General features: G+C 71.0%; 24 protein-coding genes. 17 read left to right on the top strand and 7 right to left on the bottom strand.

Going from position 1 to position 23,435, the window contains the following annotated elements; translation table 11 throughout:
• Position 1 precedes the first annotated feature (1 nt).
• From LTT61_RS09975 to LTT61_RS09945, 7 genes are read left to right on the top strand one after another with little or no spacing between them, the layout of a single operon-like run.
• Positions 2-1,579 (top strand): MlaD family protein, encoded by a 1,578-nt coding sequence (locus LTT61_RS09975; RefSeq protein ID WP_233019651.1) that lies wholly within the window; start codon positions 2-4, stop codon positions 1,577-1,579.
• Positions 1,576-2,598, top strand: coding sequence for an MCE family protein (locus LTT61_RS09970; protein ID WP_233019650.1), 1,023 nt, complete (start codon positions 1,576-1,578; stop codon positions 2,596-2,598). The genes LTT61_RS09975 and LTT61_RS09970 overlap by 4 nt, the downstream gene beginning before the upstream one ends.
• Complete coding sequence (locus LTT61_RS09965) at positions 2,595-3,596, top strand: MCE family protein (RefSeq protein WP_233019649.1); 1,002 nt, start codon at positions 2,595-2,597, stop codon at positions 3,594-3,596. Before LTT61_RS09970 ends, LTT61_RS09965 begins: the two co-directional genes overlap by 4 nt.
• Positions 3,596-4,705, top strand: a complete 1,110-nt coding sequence (locus tag LTT61_RS09960; RefSeq protein ID WP_233019648.1) for an MCE family protein — start codon at positions 3,596-3,598, stop codon at positions 4,703-4,705. The genes LTT61_RS09965 and LTT61_RS09960 overlap by 1 nt, the downstream gene beginning before the upstream one ends.
• Positions 4,702-5,805 (top strand): MCE family protein, encoded by a 1,104-nt coding sequence (locus tag LTT61_RS09955; protein WP_233019647.1) that lies wholly within the window; start codon positions 4,702-4,704, stop codon positions 5,803-5,805. Before LTT61_RS09960 ends, LTT61_RS09955 begins: the two co-directional genes overlap by 4 nt.
• A complete protein-coding gene (locus LTT61_RS09950; protein ID WP_233019646.1) occupies positions 5,802-6,983 on the top strand; it encodes an MCE family protein in 1,182 nt (393 codons plus the stop codon). Before LTT61_RS09955 ends, LTT61_RS09950 begins: the two co-directional genes overlap by 4 nt.
• Before the next feature lie 13 nt (positions 6,984-6,996).
• The gene (locus tag LTT61_RS09945) at positions 6,997-7,959 is read left to right on the top strand and encodes a hypothetical protein (RefSeq protein ID WP_233019645.1); all 963 of its coding nucleotides are present in this window, start codon (positions 6,997-6,999) and stop codon (positions 7,957-7,959) included.
• On the opposite strand, the gene LTT61_RS09940 is transcribed toward LTT61_RS09945, so the two are convergent.
• On the bottom strand, positions 7,956-9,191 hold the full coding sequence (locus LTT61_RS09940) for a TetR/AcrR family transcriptional regulator (RefSeq protein ID WP_233019644.1): 1,236 nt from the start codon (positions 9,189-9,191) through the stop codon (positions 7,956-7,958). The genes LTT61_RS09945 and LTT61_RS09940 overlap by 4 nt on opposite strands.
• A 217-nt stretch (positions 9,192-9,408) precedes the next feature.
• On the opposite strand from LTT61_RS09940, the gene cobA reads away from it, so the two are divergent.
• Together cobA and LTT61_RS09930 are read left to right on the top strand one after the other, a co-directional pair.
• Positions 9,409-10,641: a uroporphyrinogen-III C-methyltransferase gene (cobA, locus tag LTT61_RS09935; protein ID WP_233019643.1), complete on the top strand. Its 1,233-nt coding sequence runs from the start codon at positions 9,409-9,411 to the stop codon at positions 10,639-10,641.
• A gap of 93 nt (positions 10,642-10,734) precedes the next feature.
• Positions 10,735-12,222, top strand: coding sequence for an MFS transporter (locus LTT61_RS09930; RefSeq protein ID WP_233019642.1), 1,488 nt, complete (start codon positions 10,735-10,737; stop codon positions 12,220-12,222).
• Between the two features lie 190 nt (positions 12,223-12,412).
• Here the strand turns inward: LTT61_RS09930 and LTT61_RS09925 are convergent, their stop codons facing one another.
• Entirely contained in the window at positions 12,413-12,667 is a 255-nt protein-coding gene (locus LTT61_RS09925) for a hypothetical protein (RefSeq protein ID WP_233019641.1), read from the bottom strand.
• 278 nt (positions 12,668-12,945) lie between these two features.
• Between LTT61_RS09925 and LTT61_RS09920 the strand changes: the two genes are divergently transcribed.
• On the top strand, positions 12,946-13,749 hold the full coding sequence (locus LTT61_RS09920; RefSeq protein ID WP_233019640.1) for an XRE family transcriptional regulator: 804 nt from the start codon (positions 12,946-12,948) through the stop codon (positions 13,747-13,749).
• Here the strand turns inward: LTT61_RS09920 and LTT61_RS09915 are convergent.
• A complete protein-coding gene (locus tag LTT61_RS09915) occupies positions 13,730-14,530 on the bottom strand; it encodes an HAD family hydrolase (protein ID WP_233019639.1) in 801 nt (266 codons plus the stop codon). The two genes, LTT61_RS09920 and LTT61_RS09915, sit on opposite strands and share 20 nt — an antisense overlap.
• Positions 14,531-14,555: 25 nt before the next feature.
• Here LTT61_RS09915 and LTT61_RS09910 point away from each other — a divergent pair, with 25 nt between their 5' ends.
• Positions 14,556-14,708 carry a hypothetical protein gene (locus LTT61_RS09910; RefSeq protein ID WP_233019638.1) on the top strand — a complete coding sequence of 51 codons (153 nt, stop codon included), beginning with the start codon at positions 14,556-14,558 and terminating at the stop codon, positions 14,706-14,708.
• 377 nt (positions 14,709-15,085) lie between these two features.
• Here the strand turns inward: LTT61_RS09910 and LTT61_RS09905 are convergent, their stop codons facing one another.
• Positions 15,086-15,817, bottom strand: a complete 732-nt coding sequence (locus LTT61_RS09905; protein WP_233019637.1) for a hypothetical protein — start codon at positions 15,815-15,817, stop codon at positions 15,086-15,088.
• A 96-nt stretch (positions 15,818-15,913) separates the two neighbouring features.
• On the bottom strand, positions 15,914-16,657 hold the full coding sequence (gene yaaA / locus LTT61_RS09900) for a peroxide stress protein YaaA (protein WP_233019636.1): 744 nt from the start codon (positions 16,655-16,657) through the stop codon (positions 15,914-15,916).
• 229 nt (positions 16,658-16,886) lie between these two features.
• On the opposite strand from yaaA, the gene LTT61_RS09895 reads away from it, so the two are divergent.
• Both LTT61_RS09895 and LTT61_RS09890 read left to right on the top strand, forming a co-directional pair.
• Positions 16,887-17,633: an NPCBM/NEW2 domain-containing protein gene (locus LTT61_RS09895; protein ID WP_233019635.1), complete on the top strand. Its 747-nt coding sequence runs from the start codon at positions 16,887-16,889 to the stop codon at positions 17,631-17,633.
• A 72-nt stretch (positions 17,634-17,705) separates the two neighbouring features.
• On the top strand, positions 17,706-19,445 hold the full coding sequence (locus LTT61_RS09890; protein WP_233019634.1) for a proline--tRNA ligase: 1,740 nt from the start codon (positions 17,706-17,708) through the stop codon (positions 19,443-19,445).
• 145 nt (positions 19,446-19,590) lie between these two features.
• Here the strand turns inward: LTT61_RS09890 and LTT61_RS09885 are convergent, their stop codons facing one another.
• Positions 19,591-20,022: a ferritin-like domain-containing protein gene (locus LTT61_RS09885; protein WP_233019633.1), complete on the bottom strand. Its 432-nt coding sequence runs from the start codon at positions 20,020-20,022 to the stop codon at positions 19,591-19,593.
• A complete protein-coding gene (locus tag LTT61_RS09880) occupies positions 20,019-20,576 on the bottom strand; it encodes a hypothetical protein (protein ID WP_420094760.1) in 558 nt (185 codons plus the stop codon). Before LTT61_RS09880 ends, LTT61_RS09885 begins: the two co-directional genes overlap by 4 nt.
• Positions 20,577-20,708: 132 nt before the next feature.
• Between LTT61_RS09880 and LTT61_RS09875 the strand changes: the two genes are divergently transcribed.
• The 4 genes from LTT61_RS09875 to LTT61_RS09860 all read left to right on the top strand — a co-directional run bounded on the left by LTT61_RS09875 (position 20,709) and on the right by LTT61_RS09860 (position 23,434).
• Positions 20,709-21,194, top strand: coding sequence for a glutathione peroxidase (locus tag LTT61_RS09875; RefSeq protein WP_233019631.1), 486 nt, complete (start codon positions 20,709-20,711; stop codon positions 21,192-21,194).
• Positions 21,195-21,393: 199 nt separating this feature from the next.
• Positions 21,394-22,056 carry a ribosome maturation factor RimP gene (gene rimP, locus LTT61_RS09870; protein WP_233019630.1) on the top strand — a complete coding sequence of 221 codons (663 nt, stop codon included), beginning with the start codon at positions 21,394-21,396 and terminating at the stop codon, positions 22,054-22,056.
• Positions 22,053-23,081: a transcription termination factor NusA gene (gene nusA / locus LTT61_RS09865; RefSeq protein ID WP_233019629.1), complete on the top strand. Its 1,029-nt coding sequence runs from the start codon at positions 22,053-22,055 to the stop codon at positions 23,079-23,081. Before rimP ends, nusA begins: the two co-directional genes overlap by 4 nt.
• Before the next feature lie 8 nt (positions 23,082-23,089).
• Positions 23,090-23,434: a YlxR family protein gene (locus tag LTT61_RS09860; protein ID WP_420094802.1), complete on the top strand. Its 345-nt coding sequence runs from the start codon at positions 23,090-23,092 to the stop codon at positions 23,432-23,434.
• The last annotated feature ends 1 nt before the right edge of the window (position 23,435 follow it).

Below are 23,435 nucleotides of genomic sequence, written 5' to 3'. Positions count from 1 at the left end.
GATGCTGCTCGATCCCAGTGGCCGCGGCCCCACCGCCGCCAAACTCTCGCTCGCCGGGCTGGTCCTGGTGCTGATCACGCTGCTCGTGCTCGGCCTGCTCGCGCTGCGCTACGAGGGGTACTTCGAGAAGAAGGTCCCGGTCACGGCGCTGCTCACCAGCACGGGCGACGGGCTGCCCGCGCGCGCCGACGTGAAGTTCCGCGGCATGGTGGTCGGCACCGTCGACGCCGTCGAGGTGGTGGCGCGCGGGCAGAGCCAGCGCGCCGAGATCCACCTGAAGCCGGGCATCGCGGGCACCATCCCGGCCGACGTCACCGCGCGGGTGATCCCGAACAACCTGTTCGGCGTGACCGCGATCGAACTCGTCGACCAGGGCGGCAGCCCCGACGGGCTGCGCTCCGGCGCCGTCATCCCGGAGGACACCGGCGAGGCGACGGTGCAGCTGCAGACCACGCTCACCGTGCTGCGCGACGTGCTGGAGAACATCCAGCCGGAGAAGCTGGGCCGGGTACTCGCCACGCTCTCCGCCGCGCTCGACCCCGGCGCCCGCGCCCCCGGCTCCACCATCGAGCGGCTCGACCACTGGATGACCGAGGTGCACGCCATCCCCGAGGTCGGCTCGCTCCTCGGCGACCTGGGCCGGGCCACCACCGAGCTGAGCAAGTCGGCGCCGGAGCTGGTCGGCGTGCTCGCCGAATCGGTGACGACCGCGCGCACGCTCACCGAGCGCAGGGAGGGGCTGGTCAACCTGCTCGCCACGGCGGGCGGCGCGGTGGACTCGGTGAACGAGCTGTTCGCCCGCAACCCGGACTCCGCCAAGGAGCTGGTGCCCGGGCTCGCCGGGCTGTTCGGCAGCCTGGCCGGCGACGCCGAGACGATCCCGCTCGCGGTGCACAACCTGAACTACGCGCTGGAGCAGCTGGAGGGGGTGTTCAGCTTCGGGCCGAGCAAGCAGATGGTCTGGAAGATGGACGTCAGCTTCACGCCGTTCCAGCAGTACACCGCCGCGGACTGCCCGCGCTACGGCGAGCTCGCCGGTCCGCGCTGCGGGGGGCCGACGGTCCCCGAGGTCGCCCCGGAGCAGGAGTACCCGGCGCAGATGCTGCCGCAATGGCTCGATGCCGCCGGGCCACCCCCGGTCGCCGCGCCCGCCGCACCGGCTGCCCAGCCGCTGATCCCCGGGTTGCCCGCGATCCCCGGGCTGCCGTCCATCCCCGGCCTCTTCGGGTTCCCCGGGGGCCAGACTCCCGGCACGCAGGGGGCTGTCCCCGGTGTGGTGCCCGCGCCCGGGGCCGGGCAGCCGGGTACGCCCGGAGCGGGGGCGCCGCAGGACGTGGCGCCCGACGGGCAGGACTTCGGCCCGGCCGCGGGCCGGCTCGACCCCGACCGCCCCGCCGCGGCGGTCCCCGGCGCACCGGGAACGGCGAAGCCGGTCGCCGCGACCAGACCCCTTCGCCTGCGCGGCGCCGCGGCGGTCGCCGCCCTCACCGGCGGCAAACCCACCGCCGCGCAACTGCTCCTGCTGACCCCGCTGCTCGCGGGCGGCTCCCTGGAGATCCACGACGGAGGTGCGGCGTGAAATCCGCCAGGGCACTTGTCACGTTCAGCCTGTTCGCGGTGCTCGCCACCATGCTCACCTGGACGATCTGGTCGACGCTGCAGCGCTCGGTCCCCGGCGACACCGACGGCTACTCGGCGGTCTTCACCGACGTGCTCGGCGTCCGGGTCGGCGACGACGTGCGGGTGGCGGGCGTGCGGGTCGGCCGGGTCGACGACATCGACTTCGTCGACGGCTACCACGCCAAGATCGACTTCAGCATCCAGGACCGCCAGCACCTCAGCACCACCACGAAGGCGCTGGTCCGCTACCAGAACCTGATCGGCCAGCGCTACATCGCGCTGATGCCGGGGGAGCAGGCGGGCACCGAGCTGAAGCCGGGCGGCACCATCCCGGTCGAGCACACCGAGCCGTCGTTCGACGTCTCGGCGCTGCTCTCCGGCTTCGAGCCGCTCTTCGGGGTGCTGCAACCGGACCAGGTGAACTCGCTCTCGGAGACGCTGATCCAGGCGCTGCAGGGCGACGGCGTCTCGCTGAGCGCGCTGGTCACCCAGGCCGCCGAGCTGGCGAGCACCTTCGGCGAGCGCGACGAGCTGCTGGCCGCGGTGATCTCCAACCTGAGCAGCGTGATGGCAGGCCTTGCCAACCGCACCGACGAGCTGGAGACGCTGATCACCCAGGCCAGGGCGCTGATGGACGCGCTCTACGCCCAGGGCGAGAACCTGAAGAGCTCGGTCGAGACGGTCGCCCGCTCCACCGACTCGCTGGTGAACCTGGTCGGCATGGTGCAGCCGGATCTGGCCCGCGCCCAGGACACCGCCACCACCGGCGTCGCGCTGCTGCTGCTCAACGGCGCCTCGCTGGATCGGGCCGCGGTCGAGCTGCCCGACTTCCTGAACGGCCTCGCGCGCTTCTCCGGCTACGGCGCCTACGGCAACGCCTACATCTGCCGGCTCGACGTCTCGCTCTGGGGCGTCCTGCTCCCGCCGGGGCTGGTCTCGCAGGTCGGCGGCGACTCACAATCGGAGGTCTGCCGATGAGGCTGCCGCGTTATCGGGACAACCGCTTCCTCTGGCTCGGCTTCGCCGCGGCCGCGGCGGTGGTGCTGCTGCTGGTCGGCTCCAGCGTGATCTCCCGGGCCCAGCTGGGCAGCAAGAGCGTCGAGGCGGAGTTCGCCCAGGCCGCCGGGTTGCGGCCGGGCGCGACCGTCGACATCTCCGGCATCGAGGTCGGCGAGGTGCAGAAGGTCGAGCTGGAGGGGCAGAAGGTGGTGGCGGTGCTCCGCATCCGCCGCGACATCGAGCTCGGCGCGGACGCCAGGGCCGCGATCGAGATGTCCACCATCCTCGGCAGGCTGCACATCGACCTGATCCCCGGCGACGGGAAGGGGCTGCCCGGCGACCGGATTCCGCTGAGCAACACCGCCGTCCCGTACAACCTGGCCAAGGTGATCCAGGACTCCCGCTACACCGCCTCCTTCGAGCGGATCGAGCGGATCGACCCGGGCAAGCTGCGCGAGGCGCTCGACCTGCTCACCCAGCAGATGGGGGAGTCGCCGCAGCTCACCGTGGCCGCGCTGGACAGCATCGGCTCGCTGGCCAGGGTCGTGAACAACCGCCGCGACGAGGTCGACACCCTGCTGAAGAGCATGGACCAGGTCTCGCAGCTGGTGGCGGACAACCGCAACAGCGTGCTGGTGCTGCTCACCCGCGGTGAGGCCATCGGCAACGCGGTGGCGCTGCGGCAGGACCTGCTGCGGAAACTACTCGACAACGTGGCGGCGCTCTCCGCGCTGCTGCAGGAGATGGGTGTGCAGAACAACGGCCAGTTCGGCCCGCTGATCGAGAACCTGAACACGATGACCGAGGGGCTGGAGAAGAACCGGGACAACCTGGACCGGCTCTACGAAATCATGCCGGTGGGGTTGCGCCAGTTCAACAACGTGCTCGGCAACGGGCCCTACGGCGACGTCTGGGCGCCGTGGCTGCTGCCGGACAACTGGCTCTGCTCCGCCCAGCTCGCACCGGGGTGCAACTGATGAAGAACACCGCGCACACGCGCTTCGCCAAAATCGCCGCGCTCGCGGTCGCCGCGCTCACCGCGGCGGGCTGCTCGCTGCTGCCGGACACCGTGAGCCGGCTGCCCGGGCAGTACCTCGGCGAACGGATCAAGGTCAGCGCCGACTTCGAGAGCGTCGCCGGGCTGTACGCGGGCAACGAGGTGGCCGTGCTCGGCGTCCCGGTCGGGCAGGTCGACACCGTCACGCCGCGCGGCTCCTACGTCGAGGTCACCATGTCGCTCGACGCCGGGGTGCAGGTGCCCGCCGACGCCATGGCCGCGCTCATCTCACCGCAGCTGATCACCAACCGGCACGTCGAGCTGGCCCCCGCGTACGGCGGGGACGGCCCGACCCTGGCCGACGGCGACCACATCCCGATGGCCCGCACCAGGGTCCCGGTGGAGCTGGACCGCATCCTGGAGAACTTCGACCAGCTCGGCGCGGCGCTCAAGGGCGACAGCGAGGAGGGGCCGCTCGCGAGCCGGGTGCTCTTCCCGCTGCTGGAGGGCAACGGCGACCGGCTCGCCGAGACCCTCGACGCGCTCAGCTCGGCCTTCGAGGTGACGCTGGCCAACAAGGACCAGATCGCCACCACCATCGCCAAGCTGCAGGAGATCACCCAGGTGATCGCCGACAACGACTCGACCGTCCGGGATTTCAGCGGCAGGCTCACCGAGCTGGTCGCGCTGCTCGGCGAGCAGGCGCCCGGGCTGCAGGCGGTGCTCACCCAGCTGAACGACTTCGTCACCAACACCGCGACGGTGGTCGGCGACAACCGGGACCAGCTGGCCGGGGCGATCACCCGCTTCGTCGAGATCGCCGCCCAGATGCGGGCCAATGCCCGCGGCCTGACCGAGATCATCGACGTGGCGCCGCTGGTCTTCCAGAACATCTCCAACTCGGTGAGCCGGGAGCACCGGGCGCTGCGGCTGCACGGCCTGCTGGACAAGGCGGCGCTCGACAGCGAGCAGCTCAGCCTCTTCTGCGAGCGCATCCAGGCGCGGCTGGACGGCTGCCGCACCGGCAAACTCCAGGACATGGGGCCCGACTTCGGGCTCACCGCCGCGCTGCTCGGACTCACGAAATGAGGCGGGCCCTGCTCCGCGCCGCGGCCTGCGCCACCACGCTGAGCTTCGCGCTCACCGGCTGCGCCGTCACGGTGGACGACGTCCCCATGCCGGAGCCAGGCATCGGCGGCCCCGGCTACACCATCCGCGCCGCCTTCCGGGACGCGCTGAATCTGCCGAACCGCGCGCACGTGCGCATCGGCGGCACCGATATCGGCGTGGTCAGCGCCATCCAGACCACGAACTTCGTCGCCGAGGTGACGATGGAGATCCGCGAGGACATCAAGCTCCCCGCAGGCACCACCGCGGAGCTGCGCCAGGGCACCCCGCTCGGCGACGTCTACGTCGCCATGACGCTGCCCGCGGCGAGCGCGGGCTCCGGCCTGCTCGAGCCGGGCGACGTCATCCCGGTGGAGCGCACCGCGGCCGGCGCCTCGGTGGAGGAGCTGATGCTCTCGGTCGCCATGCTGCTCAACGGCGGCGGGCTGAATCAGGCCGCGGAGATCACCGCGCAGATGAACTCCATGTTCGGCGGGCGCGCGCCGCAGCTGGCGCACCTGATCACCGAGATGACCGCGGTGATCGCGGCGCTCAACGGCCGCACCGCCGACATCGACGGGCTGCTCAACGGCGTCAACGCGCTCACCGGCGAGCTGGCCGCGCGCAAGGCCGAGCTCGGCGCCGCCGCGGACACCTTCCCCGACCTGCTCGGCCTGGTCGCCGAGAACAACAGGGACATCACCGGGCTGATCGACAAGGTCGCGGTCACCATGGCCGCGCTCGGCGACTTCTCGCAGACCAGCGGGCAGGACTTCGTCAGCCTCTTCGACAGCATCCAGCGGCTCATGACCGGCTTCACCCAGACCGGCGACGAGCTGAACCAGATGCTGGAGGGGCTGCACACCATCTACCCGTCGCTGATGACCTCGATCGAGGGGCCGACGCTCGCGGTCGCCGCCACCGTCTCCTACCTCAGTGTCGGCGCGCTCACCGACCCCACCGGCAGCCGGCTGCCGGACGGCACCGACATCCCCGCCTTCATCGGCAGCCTCACCCAGGTGCTGGAGAAGGTCATGGGCAGGCTGAACGGCCTGCCCGCGCCGCAGGAGGGCCCGCGATGAACATCCCGCTGTGGAACTGGCTGGTACGCAACCGGATCGCGATCGCCAACCTCGGGCTGGTGGTCGTGCTGATCTTCGGCAGCGGCTACCTGGCGGTGGCCGTCATGCGGCTGGACCTGCTGCCCGACCGCACCTACGCGGTCACCGTGCAGCTGCGCGACTCCGGCGGGCTGGCGGCGAACAACGACGTCACCTTCCGGGGCAGCCGGATCGGCAAGGTCACCGAGGTGCGGGTCTCCGGGCCCGGGGTCGCCGCGGTGGCCGAGATCAGCTCCGATGTGCGGATCCCGGTGGGCGGCACGGTCGCGGTCGGGCGGCTCTCCGCCGCCGGTGAGCAGTACCTCGACTTCCGCCCGGACATCGAGGGCGGCCCGTACCTGGGCGACGGCTCGCTGATCGACGTCTCCCGCACCGACACCCCGGTGCCGGTGCAGTCGCTGCTGCTGAACCTGAGCGGGCTGATCGGCAGCCTGAACCCGGAGCGGCTCACCGTGATCGTGGACGAGCTGGACCGGGCGCTGCGCGGCGGCCCGGACCGGCTGCGCAACATGGTCTCTGGGATCAGCCAGGCGCTGGCCGGGCTGGACGGCATGCTGCCGCAGACCCAGCAGCTCATCCGCAACCTCCAGGTGATCGCCGACACCACCTCGCTCGCCCAGCCCGACCTCACCACCCTCACCACCGGCGCGGGCGCGCTCTTCCGCCAGCTCACCGCCGCCGACGCCGAGGTGCGGGACTTCCTCGACCTGGCGCCGGGGCAGCTCGCCACGCTCGGCGGGTTCATCGAGGAGACGCAGGACCCGATCACCAACCTGGTGACCAACTTCGTCGCCATCACCAGGGCGGCCAAGCTGCGCGCCCCCGCCATCGCCGCGCTCTTCCCCGCGTTGCGCGAAGGCAGTGAGGCGCTCGGCATCCCGGCGCACGACGGCTTCTTCCACACCCTCGTCGACCCGTGGCCGCGCCCCACCTGCGACTACGACACCATCCCGGTGGTGCCAACGCTCACCTCCACCGACACCAGGGTCCGGCTCTACAACTACTGTGTCACCAGCAACCCCGCGCTGCAGGTGCGCGGGTCGGCCAACGCCCCGCGCCCCAACGTCCCGGACAACGGCTCCGGCCCGCCGCCCGGCGTCACCGGCGACGAACTCTCCCGACCCATTCCCGGCAGATAGGACTCTCCCGCTCATGAGCGATCCGACCGACAAGGACGAAGTTCCCGCCGAAGGAGCGGACCAGGCCACCGCCGTCGAGAACTCCGGTGCCGCCGCAGGGGGGTCTGCTGCCGACGCCGAGAAGTCCGGTGCTGGCGCAGGGGAGTCTGCTGCCGCGGCCCAGAAGTCCGGTGCTGGCGCAGGGGAGTCCGGTGCCGCTGCCGAGCAGCCGGCCACTGCTACAGGGGATTCTGCTGCCGCCGAGGAGCCGGGCACCGCCGCAGGGGGGTCTGCTGCCGGTGCCGAGAAATCCGGTGCTGGCGCAGGGGAGGCTGCCACCGGTGGCAAACCGGCCGCCCCCGCGACGCCGGCGGCCGGCGCAGCCGCCCCGGCAAGCGGGAAGCTGGCCAAATCCTCTGTTGTCGAGGCCGCAGGCGAGTCGTCCACGACCGCGGCTACCGAGCCGGCGTCGGAAAGCACGGCGTCCGGGCGCAAACTCACCCGCCCGGTGATCGCCCTCGCCGCCACCGCGGCACTCCTCGTCGCCGCGATCGCCACGTCGATCACCCTGTTCGTGCAGAACAACAACCTCAACGCCCTGGAGGACGCCAGGGCCGAGGCCCAGGCAGCCGCCTGCACCTACGCCCCCGTCCTGGCCGAGTACGACGCCAAGAACCTGGACGCCTACTTCCAGGGCGTCCTGGACGGCGCCACCGGCGACTGGAAGCAGCAGTTCGCCGACACCAGCAAGGAACTCCGCGACGTCCTCGCCAAGGGCGAGGTGATCTCCAAGGCCGACGACGTGCAGTGCGCCATCAAGAGCGCCGACGAGACCTCCGCCGAGGCCATCGTCGTGATCGGCCAGACCATCACCTCCCTCGGCACCCAGGGCAAACCGGCCCCCGGCCAGCTCTCCATGGTCATGCGGCTGCAGAAGATCGACGGCCGCTGGCTGGTGAACAACGTCAACTCACCGCTGGCGCCGAACCAGCCCTAGTCCTCGGTGCCGAGCAGGATCACCCGCATCAGGTGCACCACCCGTGCCCTGGTGCACTCCGGGTGCTCCGGCCCCATCCACTGCCCGAGATCGACCACCAGCGCCAAGGCCGCGTGCACGAGCACCCGCGCCTGCGCCGCGCTCAACCCGGAGCGCACCGCCGTCACCAGCTTGGCCCACTCCTCGACGTTGAGCCGCTGGATATTGCGCAGCGTGGTCCGGTCGGCCGCGGGCACGTTGCCGATCTCGGCGTAGTAGACGAAGGTCAGCTCGCGCTCGGCGAACGACCCGTCCACGTACAGCTCGATCAGCCGGGTGAGCGCGGCCCCCGGCCCGTCGGTGCCCGCGATGGCGGGCCCGATCGCCGCCGACACCCGGTCCGCCGCGCGCCGGAACGCGGCGGCGAGCAGGTCACCCTTGCTGCGGTAGAAGCGGTACACCGCCGAGGAGGCGGGCAGCCCGGCGGCCGCCGCGATGTCCTCGACGCTCACCCCCGGGTAGCCGCGCACGTGGAAGAGCTCCACCGCCTTCTGCAGCACCACCTCGTGGGTAAAGGTCGCCGCGGCCGGAGGCGGCGTCGGCACCTCGGCGCCGGTCCCGGCGGGCAGCGTGCTTCCGGCGATATCCCGGCAGGCGCCGGCCAGCAGCGCGGTGAGCGGCCGGGTCGGCACCGCGACCCGGTGGTCGGAGATGCTGCCGATCACGCTCATCACCGCGGCGGTGAGCACCGCCCGCTCCGCGCTGGGCAGCCCCGGCCGCAGCTCCGCGATCCGCTCCCGGATCGCGGCATCGGTCGCCGCCATCTGGGCGACCAGCGTGCGCCGGTCCTCCGCTTCGAGGTAGCGGTGCTGCCAGCGGAGCAGCGCGCCGCGCCGCCGGTTGGTGATGGAGACCGCGAGCAGCGCCTCGACGACGTGCGCGCAGCGCTGCTCCGCGTCCCAGTCGACCGACTCCGGCGGCAGCCGCACCGCTTCCGCGCTGATCCCGCTGAGCCGCAGCGCCTCCTGCCGGAACAGCGCGTACTTGCTCGGGTAGTGCCGGTACAGCGCGGTGGAGGTGATGTCGAGCTTGGTCGCGATCTCCTCCATGCTCACACCGTGGTAGCCGTGCGCGCCGAACGCCTCCGCGGAGACGTTCGCGATCTGCGCCCGGCGATCCGCGGGCCTGCGCCGCACCGGCCGGTTCTCCGGTGGGTCGTCCGCTCGCGTCGAGCGCCGGTTACCAGCAGCCATACCGGCGAGACTATCGGAGAATCGGGCACTCCACGGCACTCTGTCCCGCTCGTGACCGGAATGAACCGGAGATCACACGAAGCCCGACTGATCAGGACATAAGTCCAACAGTGATATCCGAATTTCGCGTAACTTATCCGGTGCGCGGAACGATAGACGGGGTCGTCACCGGGGTGCCCACCGGTCGGTTCTGTGGCGCTCCGTAGGCTGATTCCCCGTGTCCGATACTCCTCCCGATGCCGGCGATCCCAACTATCTCGTCGGGCTCGATCTGAACGGCAGGCGCGTCGTCGTGGTCGGCGGCGGTTCGGTTGCCCAGCGCAGGCTGGGGCTGCTCATCGCCTCCGGAGCCGAGGTGCACGTCGTCAGCCGCGCGGTCACCCCGGCCGTCGAGGGGATGGCCGGCGCCGGGCAGCTCACCCTGGAACTGCGCGACTACGCCGACGGCGACCTGGACGGCGCCTGGTACGCCATCGCCTGCACCGACGAGCCGGAGACCAACGCCGCCATCGTGGCCGAGGCCACCGCGCGCCGGATCTTCTGCGTGCGCGCGGATGTCGCGCGGCTCGGCACCGCCGTCACCCCCGCCACCGCGCGCTACGACGGGCTCAGCCTCGGCGTGCTGGCAGGCGGCGCGCACCGCCGCTCGGCCGCGGTGCGTAGCGCGCTGCTGGAGGCGCTGCAGTCCGGGGTCGTCACCGACGACTCCGACCCGGTGGTTCCCGGCGTCGCGCTGGTCGGCGGCGGGCCCGGCGACCCCGATCTGATCACCGTGCGCGGCCGCAGGCTGCTCGCCAGGGCCGACCTGGTGGTCGCCGACCGGCTGGCCCCGCCGGAGCTGCTCGCCGAGCTCGGCCCCGAGGTCGAGGTGATCGACGCCGCCAAGATCCCGTACGGCCGGTCCATGGCACAGGAGGAGATCAACCGGACCCTGGTCGATGGCGCCAGGGCGGGCAAGTTCGTGGTCCGGCTCAAGGGCGGCGACCCGTACGTCTTCGGCCGCGGCTACGAGGAGCTGGAGGCGTGCGTCGAGGCCGGGGTCGCGGTGACCGTCGTGCCCGGCATCACCAGCCCCATCTCGGTGCCCGCCGCGGCAGGCATCCCGGTGACGCACCGCGGCGTCACCCACGAGTTCGTCGTGGTCAGCGGCCACGTGGCACCCGACCACCCGGACTCCCTCGTCGACTGGCCCGCCCTGGCCACGCTGCGCGGCACGCTCGTGCTCATGATGGCGGTCGAGCGGCTGGACCGCTTCGCCGCCGCGCTGCTCGACGGCGGGCGCGCCGCCGACACCCCCGCCGCGGTGATCCAGGAGGGTACGCTGCGCACCCAGCGGGTGCTCCGCGCCGACCTCGGCACCGTGGCCGAGCGGGTCAAGGCCGAGGGCATCCGGCCCCCGGCGATTGTCGTCATCGGCCCGACCGCCGGGTTTGACTCGGCCCCTGTGTAACTGGCGCGCGGCCCGGAATCCGCTGGTCGCCGCCTGGCGTTCCCGGCCATGCACCCGGATGGGTGTCTGTGACGCATGATTTACAGTGGCCGGGTGCTCAGAGACCCCGCGGTGACCCCGCACTACCCGGTGACCGGGCGCGCCTTCGGGCTCGCCATCCTGGTACTGAGCGGCCTGCAGCTCATGGTGGTGCTCGACGGCACCGTCGTGATCTTCGCGCTCCCCCGGCTGCAGGAGGAGATGGGGCTCTCCAGCGCGGGCAGCGCCTGGACCGTCACCTCCTACGGCCTCACCTTCGCCGGATTGATGCTGCTCGGCGGCCGTCTGGGTGACTCTTTCGGCCGCAAGCGCATGCTGATCAGCGGCGTCGCGGTCTTCACCGTCGCCTCGCTGCTCTGCGGCCTCGCCCAGGCCGAGTGGATGCTGCTCGCCGCGCGCGCCCTCCAGGGCGCGGGCGCCGCGATCGCCGCGCCCACCGCGTTCGCCCTCGTCGCCACCACCTTCGCGCCCGGCAAGGCGCGCAACCAGGCGGTCGCGATCCTCGGCTCGATGGTCGGGGTCGGCTCGGTCGGCGGCCTGGTGGTCGGCGGCGCGCTCACCGAGGTCTCCTGGCGCTGGATCTTCCTGATCAACGTGCCGATCGGCGCGCTCATCATCGCGGGCGCGGTCGCCACCCTCTCCGACACCGCGCACCAGCGCACCACCCTCGACGTGCGCGGCGCGCTGCTCGGCACCATCGCCTGCGCCGCCATCGTCTTCGGCGCCACCGAGGGGCCGCAGCTCGGCTGGGACAGCCCCTACATCATCGGCGCGCTGGTCGGCGGGTTGCTGCTGCTGATCGTCTTCGTCCTGCTGGAACGCCGCGTCGATTCCCCGCTGCTGCCCTGGTCGCTCTTCGACCGGCGCGACCGGATCGCCACCTTCCTGCTCATCTTCCTGGCCGGCGGCATGCTCGGCGCGATGACCTTCTTCGTGGCCCAGTTCCTGCAGAACGTGCTCGGTTACAGCCCGCTCACCGCCGGCCTCGCCGCCATCCCGTTCACCGTCGGCATCGGCATCGGCGGCGCGCTGGCCTCCAAGCTCGCGCTCCTGGTCGCCCCGCGCTGGCTGCTCCTGGTCGCCAGCGCCGTCCTCGCCTGCGGCCTGGCCTTCGCCTCCACCCTGAAGGGCGACGTCGACTACTTCACCATCCTGCTGCCCCTGCTCGTGGTGATCGGCTTCGGCGTCGGCGTCGCCATGGTGCTGGCCCCGATCTGCGTCCTGGTCGGTGTTCCCGCCGCCGACATCGGCCCGCTCGCCGCCGTCGGCCAGATGTTCATGAACCTCGCCACCCCCATCGCCATCGGCCTCTTCACCCCCATCGCCGCCTCCCGCACCCTCGCCGTCGGCGGCGTCGTCGGCGTCCCCGCCACCGACATGACCGACCTGGAGATCGACGCCCTGGGCAACGGCTACACCCTCGTCCTCTTCTGCTGCGCCCTCCTGGCCCTCCTCATCGGCGCGGTCGCCTTGACCCTGCGCTACACGCCTGCGCAGTTGGCCGAGGCGCAGCATGCGGAGAAGGCAGCCCAGCAAGGGTGAGTGCGTAGCCTGCGGTCGAAACTGGCCTTGCTGTTCTGGCGACCGGGTCAGCGAGTTGCCGCTCCGAGGGTGGCTTCCGTCCGCTCACGCAGAGCTCGCAGGTATCGCTCCAACAGTTCGATCGGTACGTCGCAGTGGACGGGACGCTTCGGTCCGGTCGACGCCTGCCGCTTCGGGAGTTCGCCGGCGTTCAGCGGACTGCCCTCGCGTCGGGCACGATCTGCCCGTCATCGACCAGAGTCCAGAACGCCGCGTGCTTGGCCGCGCAGGTATCGGTGCCGCAATCGCGGTGCCGCCGCATCTCGGCGTGCGCCCGCTCGGGGCTGTACGGCATGCTCGGCGCGCGATGGGTCGGCTCGAGTTGCCATGAATCGCTCCGCAGGGTGCCCTCTGCGGCAACGCGATCGAGTATGCCGCCGTGCGCCCTCGAATCTTCCGGCGCCACCCCGCTACGGTCGGCCTGACGGTGTAGTGCGACTCCAACTCCGCACCAGAGAACGAGCCCTGCAACGATTGTGACGATCACGGCGAGCATTCCCACGGGCATGGACGCTGTCTCCCAGCAATTTTCGGCGGTCGATGGCCGTCGGCACCGAGCCTCCGGTGCTGACCTGCCCTCAGTGCACTTCGAAGTACGGGTCGCCCGAAACCGTGTCCGCAGCACGTTCGGGGGCGTTACCTTGAGGCGGAAACGTCCGCAACGTCCTTGGGGGGATGGGCTCGATGAGCTCGCAGAAGCCGAACGAACGGCTCCGCGTCGCCCTCGACGATGCCGGCTACAGCACGCAGGGGTTGGCGGAGCAACTGAGCCTGGATCCGAAGAGTGTGCAGCGCTGGGTCACGAAGGGGGTCGTTCCACGCCGGGCCACGGCTCGCCGGGCCGCCCAACTCCTGGGGGCGAGCAGCGGATCGTTGTGGCCGCAACTGGAGATACCGGTCGAGCATGCGACGCGGGCGGAGATCGTCGATATCTACCCACACCGCGCAGACACCCCGCGACGTCTGTGGCTCGACCTGCTGTCATCGACGCGGGAAGAGCTCTGGCTGTTCGCCAACGCCAGCCTCTTCCTTCCCGAGCAGAATCCGGAATCGATCGACATCATTCGTCGCAAAGCCGAAGACGGAGTCCGCGTTCGAATCCTGCTCGGTGATCCGGATTCGCCCGAGATGGCTCTGCGAGGGGAAGAAGAGCTTCTGTACGAGGCTATTCCCGCCCGTATCCGCATGGCGTTGACCTACTACAGCCCGCTGGTCGGAAAACCCGGTGTCGAATTCCTTCTACATCGGACGTGCCTCTACAACTCCATCTTCCGATACGACAACCAGATGCTGATCAACCAGCATGTTTACGGCGCATACGGCTACCTCGCACCTATCCTGCACGTGCGCCGGGTGCGCGGCGGCGACTTCTTCGACATGTACGACCGCAGCTTCGAACGGGTGTGGGGATCAGCCGTCGACATCAGGGAATCGATATTCTGGCGGGCATTCTCCGGTTCCGGCCGGGCTATGCCAGAACCTGCTTGAATGCAGACAGGAATGCAGCCGTGTCGGCAAGGTCTGGAAGCACTGCGTCGGCTCCGGCGCGCACGAGTGTATCGACATCGTCCTTCCCGGTCGCGACGCCGATCACCTTGGCGCCACCTTCCCTTCCTGCGCGAACGTCGTTGGGCGTGTCTCCGATGAGCACCGTGTCGTTCGGCGTGAACTCCGTTCCGTACTTCACGCGTGCCCGCTTCTGCGCGATCGAGACCAGGTTCGAGCGAACGGAATCATCGGAGCCGAAGGCCCCGATATCCCAATCCAGCGGGGGACCTGCCAGGCCGAAGGTATCCAGCTTCGCGAATCCGTTCGGACGGATATTGCCCGTCAGTACCGACTGGACCACACCGTCCATTGCCGCGAGGGCGGTGATGCCGTCGTGCGCCCCGGGCAGCGAGCGTCCGCGCGCGGCAAGCTCGGTTCTCCGTGCTGCCAGGGATTGCTCCAACGCATTGCGAATATCCTCGGTTTCGGCCGTCAGAGTCACGCTGTGCATAGCTGCCAGATCGTGCATGATCGGCACGTCGGTACCGCCGGCCGTCCGCGGGGTGTGCACCGCCGATACGCCGGTGAGCAGCTCGAATGCTCCTCGATAGGTGTCCTTCGATACCCCGCCGTTGCTGATCAGAGTGCCGTCGACGTCCCAGAGGGCCAGAATCATGCGCACATCGCCGAGCGTACGTCTCCGCTCCTTGCCATCACCGTGTTCGAACATCGCGGTATCGCGGAAGGCATGCGCAGTTGAGCACGGGAAGGAAGTTGTCATCAGCCGAACCGATCAGCCGATCGACGTGGGACCGCTCGTTCACCGAGCCGACCGGACCGGTCGCGGCTCGTTGCGCGGGCAGCCCGAGCTGGACGCGGAGTGGGATTCCGAGCAGACCAACGCAGAGGTCGCTGAGGATTTCGGGCTGGCACCAAGCCTGCTGCTCGATACCGACTGATCCGGCAACGCATTCGACGCGTTAGCTCCCGCACGCTCATGGCCGAGGTCTCCGCGTAGCAGACGGGAGGGACCCGGGAGCTTGGCCTGCTCCCGGGCCCCGGAAATGAGTCGCCCCGTGCCTGCGCCGACCCCTGCGGCCGGATCATGGTGACTGCGACGTGCCCTTCCGTTGGACCACCTCGGTAGGAGAACACCGAGAACCGGATTCGAACCGGCACCCCGTCGCCGTGCGTCCGGGCCGCGAGGCCGGAACAAGGGCGACGAATACTCGTGCTGGAGCGAGAGTCTGAACTTGAGAGTCAGGCTGATCGATCAGCGTGAGTTTTTGCGCTCGGGGAGCGCATCCCCCGGCTCGCGGCGGGGGAGTTCGTGGGGTCAGCGGAACAGGTAGCGGAAGACGGCGTCGCCGGTGCGGCGGTCGGCCACCTCGGCGCCGTTGGCCTCCTCGCGGGCGAACTGCACCGCCTCGCGCAGCGTCTCGACCCGCTGCACCAGCTCGTTGACCCGCCGCGCGGGCAGCGCGCCGGAGAACTTCACCGTGGTCCAGTAGCCGACCGCGATGTCCTCGTAGTACACCTCGACCTGCGCCGGGTGCTTCTCCGTCGCCTCCGCCTTGACGTGGTTGCGCGGCACCTTCCTGGTCCGGATAGTGCGCACGGGGTCGGTGCGCCAGGTGTCGGTGGAGTCGTCGAAGGACCAGGACTCGGCGCCGTCGAGCACCGGGAGCGACTTCACGAACTGGTGCAGCTCGGCCAGCTGCTTCTCCAGGAAGAGCAGGTACGAGACCGGCACCTGGGCCAGCAGCACCTCGCCGTCCACGGTGACGTCGGCGGTGGCCGTGGTGTTCGCCCAGTCCTTGGTCGCGGTGACGTCGAAGAGCCGGGTGAGCGTGGCCGCGGTGCGCCGCAGCACCTCCTCGGAGGTGACCTGCACGCGGGTGGACTCGGCCGGAAGCTGCTCGCCCTCCTCGTCCTTGGGCTGGTACGTGCGGGCGATGCCGGCGAGCAGCGCCTGCTTCTGCAGCAGTGCCCTCGCCTCGGCCAGCTCGCGCGCCGAACCGCTCTTCACGCCCTTCTCGACGGCGATGATCTGATTGAGCTTCGTCATGGTCCACCTCCCCGAATCGTTGCCACACACCGTCTTTCGCCCCCCCGGTGCGGGAACGACGCTACGGGAGCGCCCGGTGCTCGCGCGAATTGTTTTTCAGGTGAGGACGAGGAGTTCGGTGGGGGAGGCGATCTCGATGCGGAGCCCGGCCTTGGCGGCGATCCGGCCGACGCCGCGCACGTCCGACGGGTCGGCGCGGGTGAGCACGAGGGCGCGGGCGAGCAGGCCCTTGTGGTGCTTGTTGAAGTGGCTTACGACGGTCCGGCTGCCGTCCGGCTGCTCGGTGAGCACGGTGGCGGTGACGGCGCCGGGGACCGGCCCGAGCGCCTGGTAGCTGCCGGAGCGCAGGTCTACGACGAGCCCGCCCGCGGCTTCGGCGAGCAGCGCGGGGGTGAGCGCGTCCTTCCAGAGCGCGGGCAGGGTGGGCAGCCCGGGGAGGCGGGTGCCGCCGGAGAGGCGGTAGGCGGGGATCGGGTCGCTCGCGCGGACCACGCCGAAGAGCGCGGAGCCGACGGCGAGCCGCTGCAGCGCCTTCGCCTTCTGCGCGCGGGTGAAGGAGCGGGCGTCGAGCGCGTCGTAGAGGACGCCGGTGTAGCGCTCCAGCGCGGGGCGGGTGGCGGAGGTGCGGACGGCGGCATTGCGGGCGATCTCCGCCTCCGCCGACTTGCCGAGCCCGAGCACCGCCGCGGCCGCCGCCGGGTCGGCCGCGAGTTTCTCCACCGCGTCCAGTAGCGCCGACCGGACCGGGGTGAGCGCGGGCAGCGAGAGCGAGCCGAGGTCGAGCGGGCCGCCGCGGCCGCCGTCGGACTTGGTCTCGGAGGGAGGCAGCAGCACCAGCACGAGCGTCAAGGGTAGTTCAGCCGGGAAAGTCCTCGACCCGGACCGGCTCGGGCGGCAGCCCGCCCGTTGCGGGGGCGTGCCTGCCCGGTCGGGCACCACGGAGGCTCGGCGGACGAATACGGCGGAGATGAGGCAAGATCACCCTTCGGCAGCTGATGCCGAACGGTTGCCGAACTCCAGGGCGAGGCAGCGCAAGTGCGCCGCATCGCGGCTGAAACGGGTGGGAGAAATGACCGTACCGCAGATCGTCCTCGTCGTTCTGGCCATACTCCTCGCGGTGACGCTGGCCGTGGCCGCGAACTGGATTCCACGTCCGCCCTGGCTCGGCGTGCGGCACGTGGTGATCGTGGTGATCGTGCTCGGGCTCGCCACCGCGGGCGTGGCGGTCGCTCAGCACTACATCGATGGCAACGGCGACAGCGGCTCGGCCACCGCCACCAGTACCCAGTCCTCGGCCAAGTCGCCGAAGTCGGACCCGCGACCGACGACGACCGCACCGCCTGCGAGTTCGACGACAACGACCACCACGGCGCGCGCCACCACGACGACACCCGGTGCGGTCGCGCAGTCGAAGCAGTTCCTCGCCGACCTGGACACCTCGGGCTCGTCCCCGTCGACCGGAACCACCAACGTCAACGGCACCACCTATCCCCATTCGATCTACGGCCGGATCGGCGGGTGTCAGACCGACGTCGCCTACACCTACGATCTGGGCCGGAAATGGTCGCAATTCACCTCCGTGGTCGGCCTTCGGGACGGCGGTGACACCCGATCGGTGGTCCAGTTCGAGGTCTACGCGGACGATTCGCTGGTGTACTCCTCGGGAAGTCTCCCGGTGGGGCAATCGCCGACGGTGACGGTTCCGGTCGCCGGTGTGCTCAACCTGAAGGTCAGGTATCTGTTCGTCGAGGGCAACATGGGGCTGTGCAGCAACGCCGGCTACGCCGTGTGGGGAGATGCCGCACTGGCCAAGTGACCCGGGGCCGACGGCGGGGCGGCCCGGCACCCCCGGTCACCGCCGGACCAGCACGGACTACCCTGTGCAACCGTGATCACCCGCCTCTCTCGCCTCTTCCTGCGTACCCTGCGCGACGACCCGGCCGACGCCGAGGTGCCCAGCCACAAACTGCTCGTGCGCGCGGGCTACGTCCGCCGGATCGCGCCGGGTGTGTACTCGTGGCTACCGCTGGGGCTGCGGGTGCTGCGCCGGGTCGAGGACGTGGTGCGGGAAGAGATGAATGCCATCGGGGCGCAGGAGATCTCGCTGCCCGCGCTGCTGCCGCGCGAGCCCTACGAGGCGACCAAGCGCTGGACCGAGTACGGCGACGCGCTCTTCCGGCTGCGCGACCGCAAGGGCGCCGATTACCTGCTCGGCCCCACGCACGAGGAGTTGTTCGCGCTCACCGTCAAGGGTGAGTACAACTCGTACAAGGATCTGCCGGTCACGCTGTACCAGATCCAGACCAAGTACCGGGACGAGGAGCGGCCGCGCGCGGGGATTCTGCGGGGGCGCGAGTTCGTGATGAAGGATTCGTACTCCTTCGATCTGGACGAGGCCGGGTTGAAGGCCAGCTACGCCGCGCACCGCGAGGCGTACCAGCGGATCTTCGAGCGGCTCGGGGTGCGGTACGCGATCGTGGCGGCCACCTCGGGGGCCATGGGCGGTAGCGCGTCGGAGGAGTTCCTGGCCGAGAGCGAGGTGGGTGAGGACACCTACGTGCGCTCGGAGTCCGGGTATGCGGCGAATGTCGAGGCCGTGGTGACGCCCGCGCCGGAGCCGCTGCCGATCGAGGGGCTGCCGGAAGCCGTCGAGCACGACACCCCGGATACGCCGACCATCACCGCACTGGTGGAGTGGGCGAACGGCGCCGGGATCGGCGCGGTCACCGCCGCCGACACGCTCAAGAACGTCATGGTGAAGCTGCGGCACCCGGACGGCAAGACCGAGATCGTCGGCATCGGCATCCCCGGTGACCGCGAGGTGGACGGCAAGCGGCTCGGCGCGGCGCTGGAGCCCGCCGAGTTCGACCTGCTCGGCGAGGCCGACTTCGCCGCGAACCCGTTTTTGGTGAAGGGCTACATCGGCCCGCGCGGGTTGCAGCGCAACGGGATTCGGTACCTGGTCGACCCGCGGGTCGGCACCGGCACCGCCTGGATCACGGGTGCGGACGCGCCGGGCAAGCACGTGGTCGGGCTGGTGGCCGGTCGCGACTTCACGCCGGACGGCACCATCGAAGCCGCCGAGGTGCGCGACGGCGATCCCGCGCCGGACGGGAACGGCACGCTGGTCACCGCGCGCGGGATCGAGATCGGGCACATCTTCCAGCTCGGGTACAAGTACACCGACGCGTTCGAGGTGGACGTGCTCGGGGAGAACGGCAAGCCGGTGCGGCTGGTCATGGGCTCGTACGGGGTCGGCGTCTCGCGGATGGTCGCGGTGATCGCCGAGCAGCAGCACGACGAGAAGGGGCTGCGCTGGCCCGCCGCCGTCGCGCCCTACGACGTGCACGTTGTCATCGCCAACAAGGACGGGGCCGCGCGGGACGGGGCCGAGGAGGTCGTGGCCGGGCTGGACGCCGCCGGGCTCGAGGTGCTCTTCGACGATCGCACCGCCTCGCCGGGCGTCAAGTTCAAGGACGCCGAGCTGCTCGGGGTGCCGCTGGTGCTGGTGATCGGTCGCGGCTGGGCGCAGGGCGTCGTCGAGCTGCGCGACCGGTTCGGCGGGGAGGCGGAGGAGATCCCGGCCGCCGAGGCAGTGGCCGCGGTCGTCGCGCGCGTGCGCGGCTGATTCGTCGCCACCCGCGCGGCGCCGACTGTCGGCTCGGACGGGGCGAGGCGTCGCGCGGCCCGATCGGTCGGTGTCCGCGCGGCCCCGATGGGTCGCCGCGCGATTCCGCGGCGCGCTGAGCACCGCGGGGCCGGGGCGATGCCCCTCAGACCGCTCCGGGGAAGGCGACCGTCGGTGGCTCGGCACCGAGAATCGACTGCCAGGTCGCCAACCGCAAGGTGGCCTCGGTGAGCGCCTCCACCCCGGTGGTGCGGAGCTCGGGCGTAGTCGCCTTCTCGACCACCGAGCGCCAGGCAACGGCGGTGTCGGTCTCGACGGCGACCGCGAGCCTGGCCGCCGTCACCGGGTCGGTGACCGGGAACGGGGCGGTGTAGGCGGCGCTCGGCGCGGGCGGGGTGAGCCCGCTCGCGGCGAGCGCGTCGACGGTGGCGTCCCGGCGGGCGCGGTGCGCGGCGGCGTGCTCGGCGAAGACGGTGTAGCGCTCGTCAGCGGCGTACGCGGCGATGACCCCGTAGGCGTAGACGGCGGCGTACTCGGCGTCCAGCGCGGTGCTCAGCGCCTCCTGGTCCGGGGTCATGCGAGCAGTACCTCCGCGTGCGCGGCGCAGGCCGCGCTGATCGAGGCGAGCAGCCCGGCGCGGTACCCGGTCTGGGTGCGCGCCAGGTCGGCCGCCGAACGGCGGGAACGGGTGAGCCGGTCACGCAGCTGCTGCGGGGTGGGCGGGGCGGCGCTGCCGCCGGTCGCGCCGGTGATCGGGTCGACGGTCGGCTCGGCGGGCAGCGCGGCGCGGGTGCGGTGCACGGGGGTGGTGCCGTCGCCGTAGTGGCCGACCACCCTGGCGATCTCGGCGCGCAGCGCGTCCGCGTGCGCGGTGCGCTCGGCCGCCACCGTCGCGAGGGCTCGCGCGCGGGCGGGTTCGGTGGCCGCCATGGCGGTGGCCGCGGCCGCGTCGACGCGGGCCCGCTCCTCCTGCCCGGCCAGCTGGTCCGGATCGTGCACCGGGTCGCTCGCGCAGCCCGCGGCCGCGCCGAGCAGTAGCAGCCCCGCGCAGGCACCGGCCCCGGCACGCAGGGCGGTACGGCGATCGACCACGGGTCGGGACGCGGCATGGCGGTTCGGCACGGGCCCCATCGTGCCAGACCGCGGTGGCCGGGCAGGCATCGGAACCCGGGCCCCAAAGTTGTCCGCGCGGAACCGATTCAACCGGGTCCGGTAGCGTGGCTGCGGGGCGGGACACTACGAAGAACGGCAGGTCCGAGACGAATGAGCATCCGAGACGTACCGGTGCGCACCCTGGCCGGCGAGCAGACCACCCTGGCCGACGTGGTCGGTGACCGCGCCGCCCTCGTGGTGAACGTCGCCAGCAAGTGCGGCCTGACGCCGCAGTACAGCGCCCTGGTCGAGCTGCAGAAGCAGTACGGGCCGCGCGGCTTCACCGTGATCGGCGTCCCCAGCAACCAGTTCATGGGTCAGGAGCCGGGCAGCGCGGAGGAGATCCAGGAGTTCTGCTCCACCACCTACGGCGTCGACTTCCCGCTGCTGGAGAAGACCGACGTGAACGGCGACGAGCGGCACGAGCTGTACCGGACGCTCACCGAGACCGCCGACGCCGACGGCACCGCGGGCGATATCCAGTGGAACTTCGAGAAGTTCCTGGTCGACCGGGAGGGCAAGGTCGTCGGCCGCTTCCGCCCGCGCACCACCCCGGATGCCCCCGAGGTCACCGCCGCCATCGAAGCGGCGCTCTAGCCGCAGCCTCGACCGGAGCCGCCGCCCCGCCGGGAGCGGCGGCTCCGTCGCGTCTCGGATGCCCGGAGTTCGCTCCGGCTCGCCGCCGGGGGGACGTCGCCGACCAGCGGATTGCGTTCTACACTCTCCGGGCGCGTTACGCTAGACCCTCGGCACAGGAACTTCCGACCCCCGTACAACTGAACCAGGAGCCGCCCACATGTCGTTGCCGACCGAGGAGAGGGTGAGCCAGCTCGTCGCTGGCCTCGTCGAGGGCCGAGGTTTCGATCTGGAGGGGGTCTCGATCGCGGGCGGCCGCAGCGGGCAGGCGAAGGTCACCATCGTGGTCGACCGGGACGCCGCCACCGATCTGGACACCGTCGCGGAGCTGAGCACCGACCTCTCCGAGGTGCTGGACGAGGCGGGCGACTTCGGCGAGGCCGCCTACCTGCTCGAGGTCACCACCCCCGGCGTGGAGCGCCCGCTGGACGCGGAGCGGCACTGGCGCCGGGCGCGGGGCCGGAAGGCGCGGATCACGCTGCGTCCCGGCGCGCCGAATCCGGAGCCGGGGGTCGGCGGCAGCTTCGAGGCGCGCATCGGCGCGCTCACCGGCGACTCGATCGCGCTCGTGCTCGGCGGCAGGCGCAACCCGCACCGGGTCACCGTGGCGCTCGCCGATATCGCCGAGGCGGTGGTGCAGGTGGAGTTCAACGCACCGGGCGCCGCCGAGCTGGAACTGGCGGGCGGCGTCGTCCCCGGCCGCCCCGACCCGCGCACCGAGAGCGCGACCCCGCTACCCGGCGACGAAGTGTCGTCCGGCAGTGCCACCGAGCCGCAGAGCGGCAGTGCCACCGAGCCGCAGACCGAAGGGATCGTGGAATGAACATCGAGATCGAAGCTCTGCGCGCCATCGTCACCGACAAGGGCATCTCCATCGAGACGGTGATCGCCGCGATCGAGTCGGCGCTGCTCACCGCCTATCGGCACACCGAAGGGCACCAGCCCGACGCCTACATCGACATCAACCAGAAGACCGGCGTGGTCCGGGTGATGGCGCGCGAGGTGGACGCCGACGGCACCGTGCTCTCCGAGTGGGACGACACCCCGGAGGGGTTCGGCCGGATCGCGGCCACCACCGCCCGCCAGGTGGTGCTGCAGCGGCTGCGGGACGCGGAGAACGAGAAGTCCTTCGGCGAGTTCGCCATGCACGAGGGCGACATCGTCGGCGGTGTGGTGCAGCGCGACGCCAGGGCCAACGCCAGGGGCACCATCGTGGTCCGGATCGGCAGCGAGGTGAACGGCACCGAGGGGCTCATCCCGCCGGCCGAGCAGGTGCCCGGCGAGCACTACGAGCACGGTGACCGGGTCAAGTGCTACGTGGTCGGGGTCTCCCGCGGCCAGCGCGGTCCGCAGATCACGCTCTCCCGCACGCACCCGAACCTGGTGCGCAGGCTCTTCGCGCTGGAGGTTCCGGAGATCGCGGACGGCTCGGTGGAGATCGTCGCGGTGGCCCGCGAGGCCGGGCACCGCTCCAAGATCGCGGTGCGCAGCATGGTCTCCGGGGTGAACGCCAAGGGCGCCTGCATCGGGCCGATGGGGCAGCGGGTGCGCAACGTCATGAGCGAGCTGGCCGGCGAGAAGATCGACATCATCGACTTCGCCGACGATCCGGCGTCCTTCGTCGGCAACGCGCTCTCGCCCTCCAAGGTGGTTTCGGTCACAGTGGTCGATCCGGAGGCCCGCGCGGCCCGCGTGGTGGTGCCGGATTACCAGTTGTCGCTGGCCATCGGCAAGGAAGGGCAGAACGCCAGGCTCGCCGCGCGGCTCACCGGTTGGCGGATCGACATCCGCAGCGATGCCGCTCCCGAGGTCGGCGACGGGGTGCGCAGCGAGGCCAATCGGAGTTGACCGAATCGATCGGGGGGGAGCGGTTCGATCTTCCGGCCCCGGCAGCGGTATCATGGAAGAAGGTTCAGCACGCGGGGCCGGTCCGGACTTGTATCGGATGCCGGAAACGCGAGCTGGCCGCCGATCTGTTGCGGATCGTGGTGCGAGCGGAGGAGGCCGGAGACGGCGCCCCGAAGGTCGTCCCGGATCCGCGGCACAGACTTCCCGGAAGGGGTGCCTGGCTGCACCCCGTTTCGTCTTGTCTGAGCGCGGCGCACAAGCGCCGGGCGTTCGGCAGAGCACTACGAGTGTCCGGACTTCTGGATATCTCAGCCCTGGAGCATCACCTCGAGAACAGGCACGAGCACTCATGAG

This window comes from Nocardia asteroides, assembly GCF_021183625.1.
GTDB classification, from domain to species: Bacteria; Actinomycetota; Actinomycetes; order Mycobacteriales; family Mycobacteriaceae; genus Nocardia; species Nocardia asteroides_A.
The sequence above is the reverse complement of the archived record's forward strand: the minus strand, read 5'-3'. Positions and strand labels throughout refer to the sequence as shown.

Coding starts and splice junctions, on each gene's coding strand:
- LTT61_RS09965 (WP_233019649.1), top strand. CDS start 2,595: ATGAGGCTGCCGCGTTATCGGGACAACCGCTTCCTCTGGCTCGGCTTC.
- LTT61_RS09920 (WP_233019640.1), top strand. CDS start 12,946: ATGAGCTCGCAGAAGCCGAACGAACGGCTCCGCGTCGCCCTCGACGAT.
- LTT61_RS09945 (WP_233019645.1), top strand. CDS start 6,997: ATGAGCGATCCGACCGACAAGGACGAAGTTCCCGCCGAAGGAGCGGAC.
- rimP (WP_233019630.1), top strand. CDS start 21,394: ATGTCGTTGCCGACCGAGGAGAGGGTGAGCCAGCTCGTCGCTGGCCTC.
- LTT61_RS09915 (WP_233019639.1), bottom strand. CDS start 14,530: ATGACAACTTCCTTCCCGTGCTCAACTGCGCATGCCTTCCGCGATACC.
- LTT61_RS09940 (WP_233019644.1), bottom strand. CDS start 9,191: ATGGCTGCTGGTAACCGGCGCTCGACGCGAGCGGACGACCCACCGGAG.
- nusA (WP_233019629.1), top strand. CDS start 22,053: ATGAACATCGAGATCGAAGCTCTGCGCGCCATCGTCACCGACAAGGGC.
- LTT61_RS09975 (WP_233019651.1), top strand. CDS start 2: ATGCTGCTCGATCCCAGTGGCCGCGGCCCCACCGCCGCCAAACTCTCG.
- LTT61_RS09950 (WP_233019646.1), top strand. CDS start 5,802: ATGAACATCCCGCTGTGGAACTGGCTGGTACGCAACCGGATCGCGATC.
- LTT61_RS09960 (WP_233019648.1), top strand. CDS start 3,596: ATGAAGAACACCGCGCACACGCGCTTCGCCAAAATCGCCGCGCTCGCG.
- LTT61_RS09955 (WP_233019647.1), top strand. CDS start 4,702: ATGAGGCGGGCCCTGCTCCGCGCCGCGGCCTGCGCCACCACGCTGAGC.
- LTT61_RS09905 (WP_233019637.1), bottom strand. CDS start 15,817: ATGACGAAGCTCAATCAGATCATCGCCGTCGAGAAGGGCGTGAAGAGC.
- LTT61_RS09875 (WP_233019631.1), top strand. CDS start 20,709: ATGAGCATCCGAGACGTACCGGTGCGCACCCTGGCCGGCGAGCAGACC.
- LTT61_RS09885 (WP_233019633.1), bottom strand. CDS start 20,022: ATGACCCCGGACCAGGAGGCGCTGAGCACCGCGCTGGACGCCGAGTAC.
- LTT61_RS09895 (WP_233019635.1), top strand. CDS start 16,887: ATGACCGTACCGCAGATCGTCCTCGTCGTTCTGGCCATACTCCTCGCG.
- LTT61_RS09880 (WP_420094760.1), bottom strand. CDS start 20,576: ATGGGGCCCGTGCCGAACCGCCATGCCGCGTCCCGACCCGTGGTCGAT.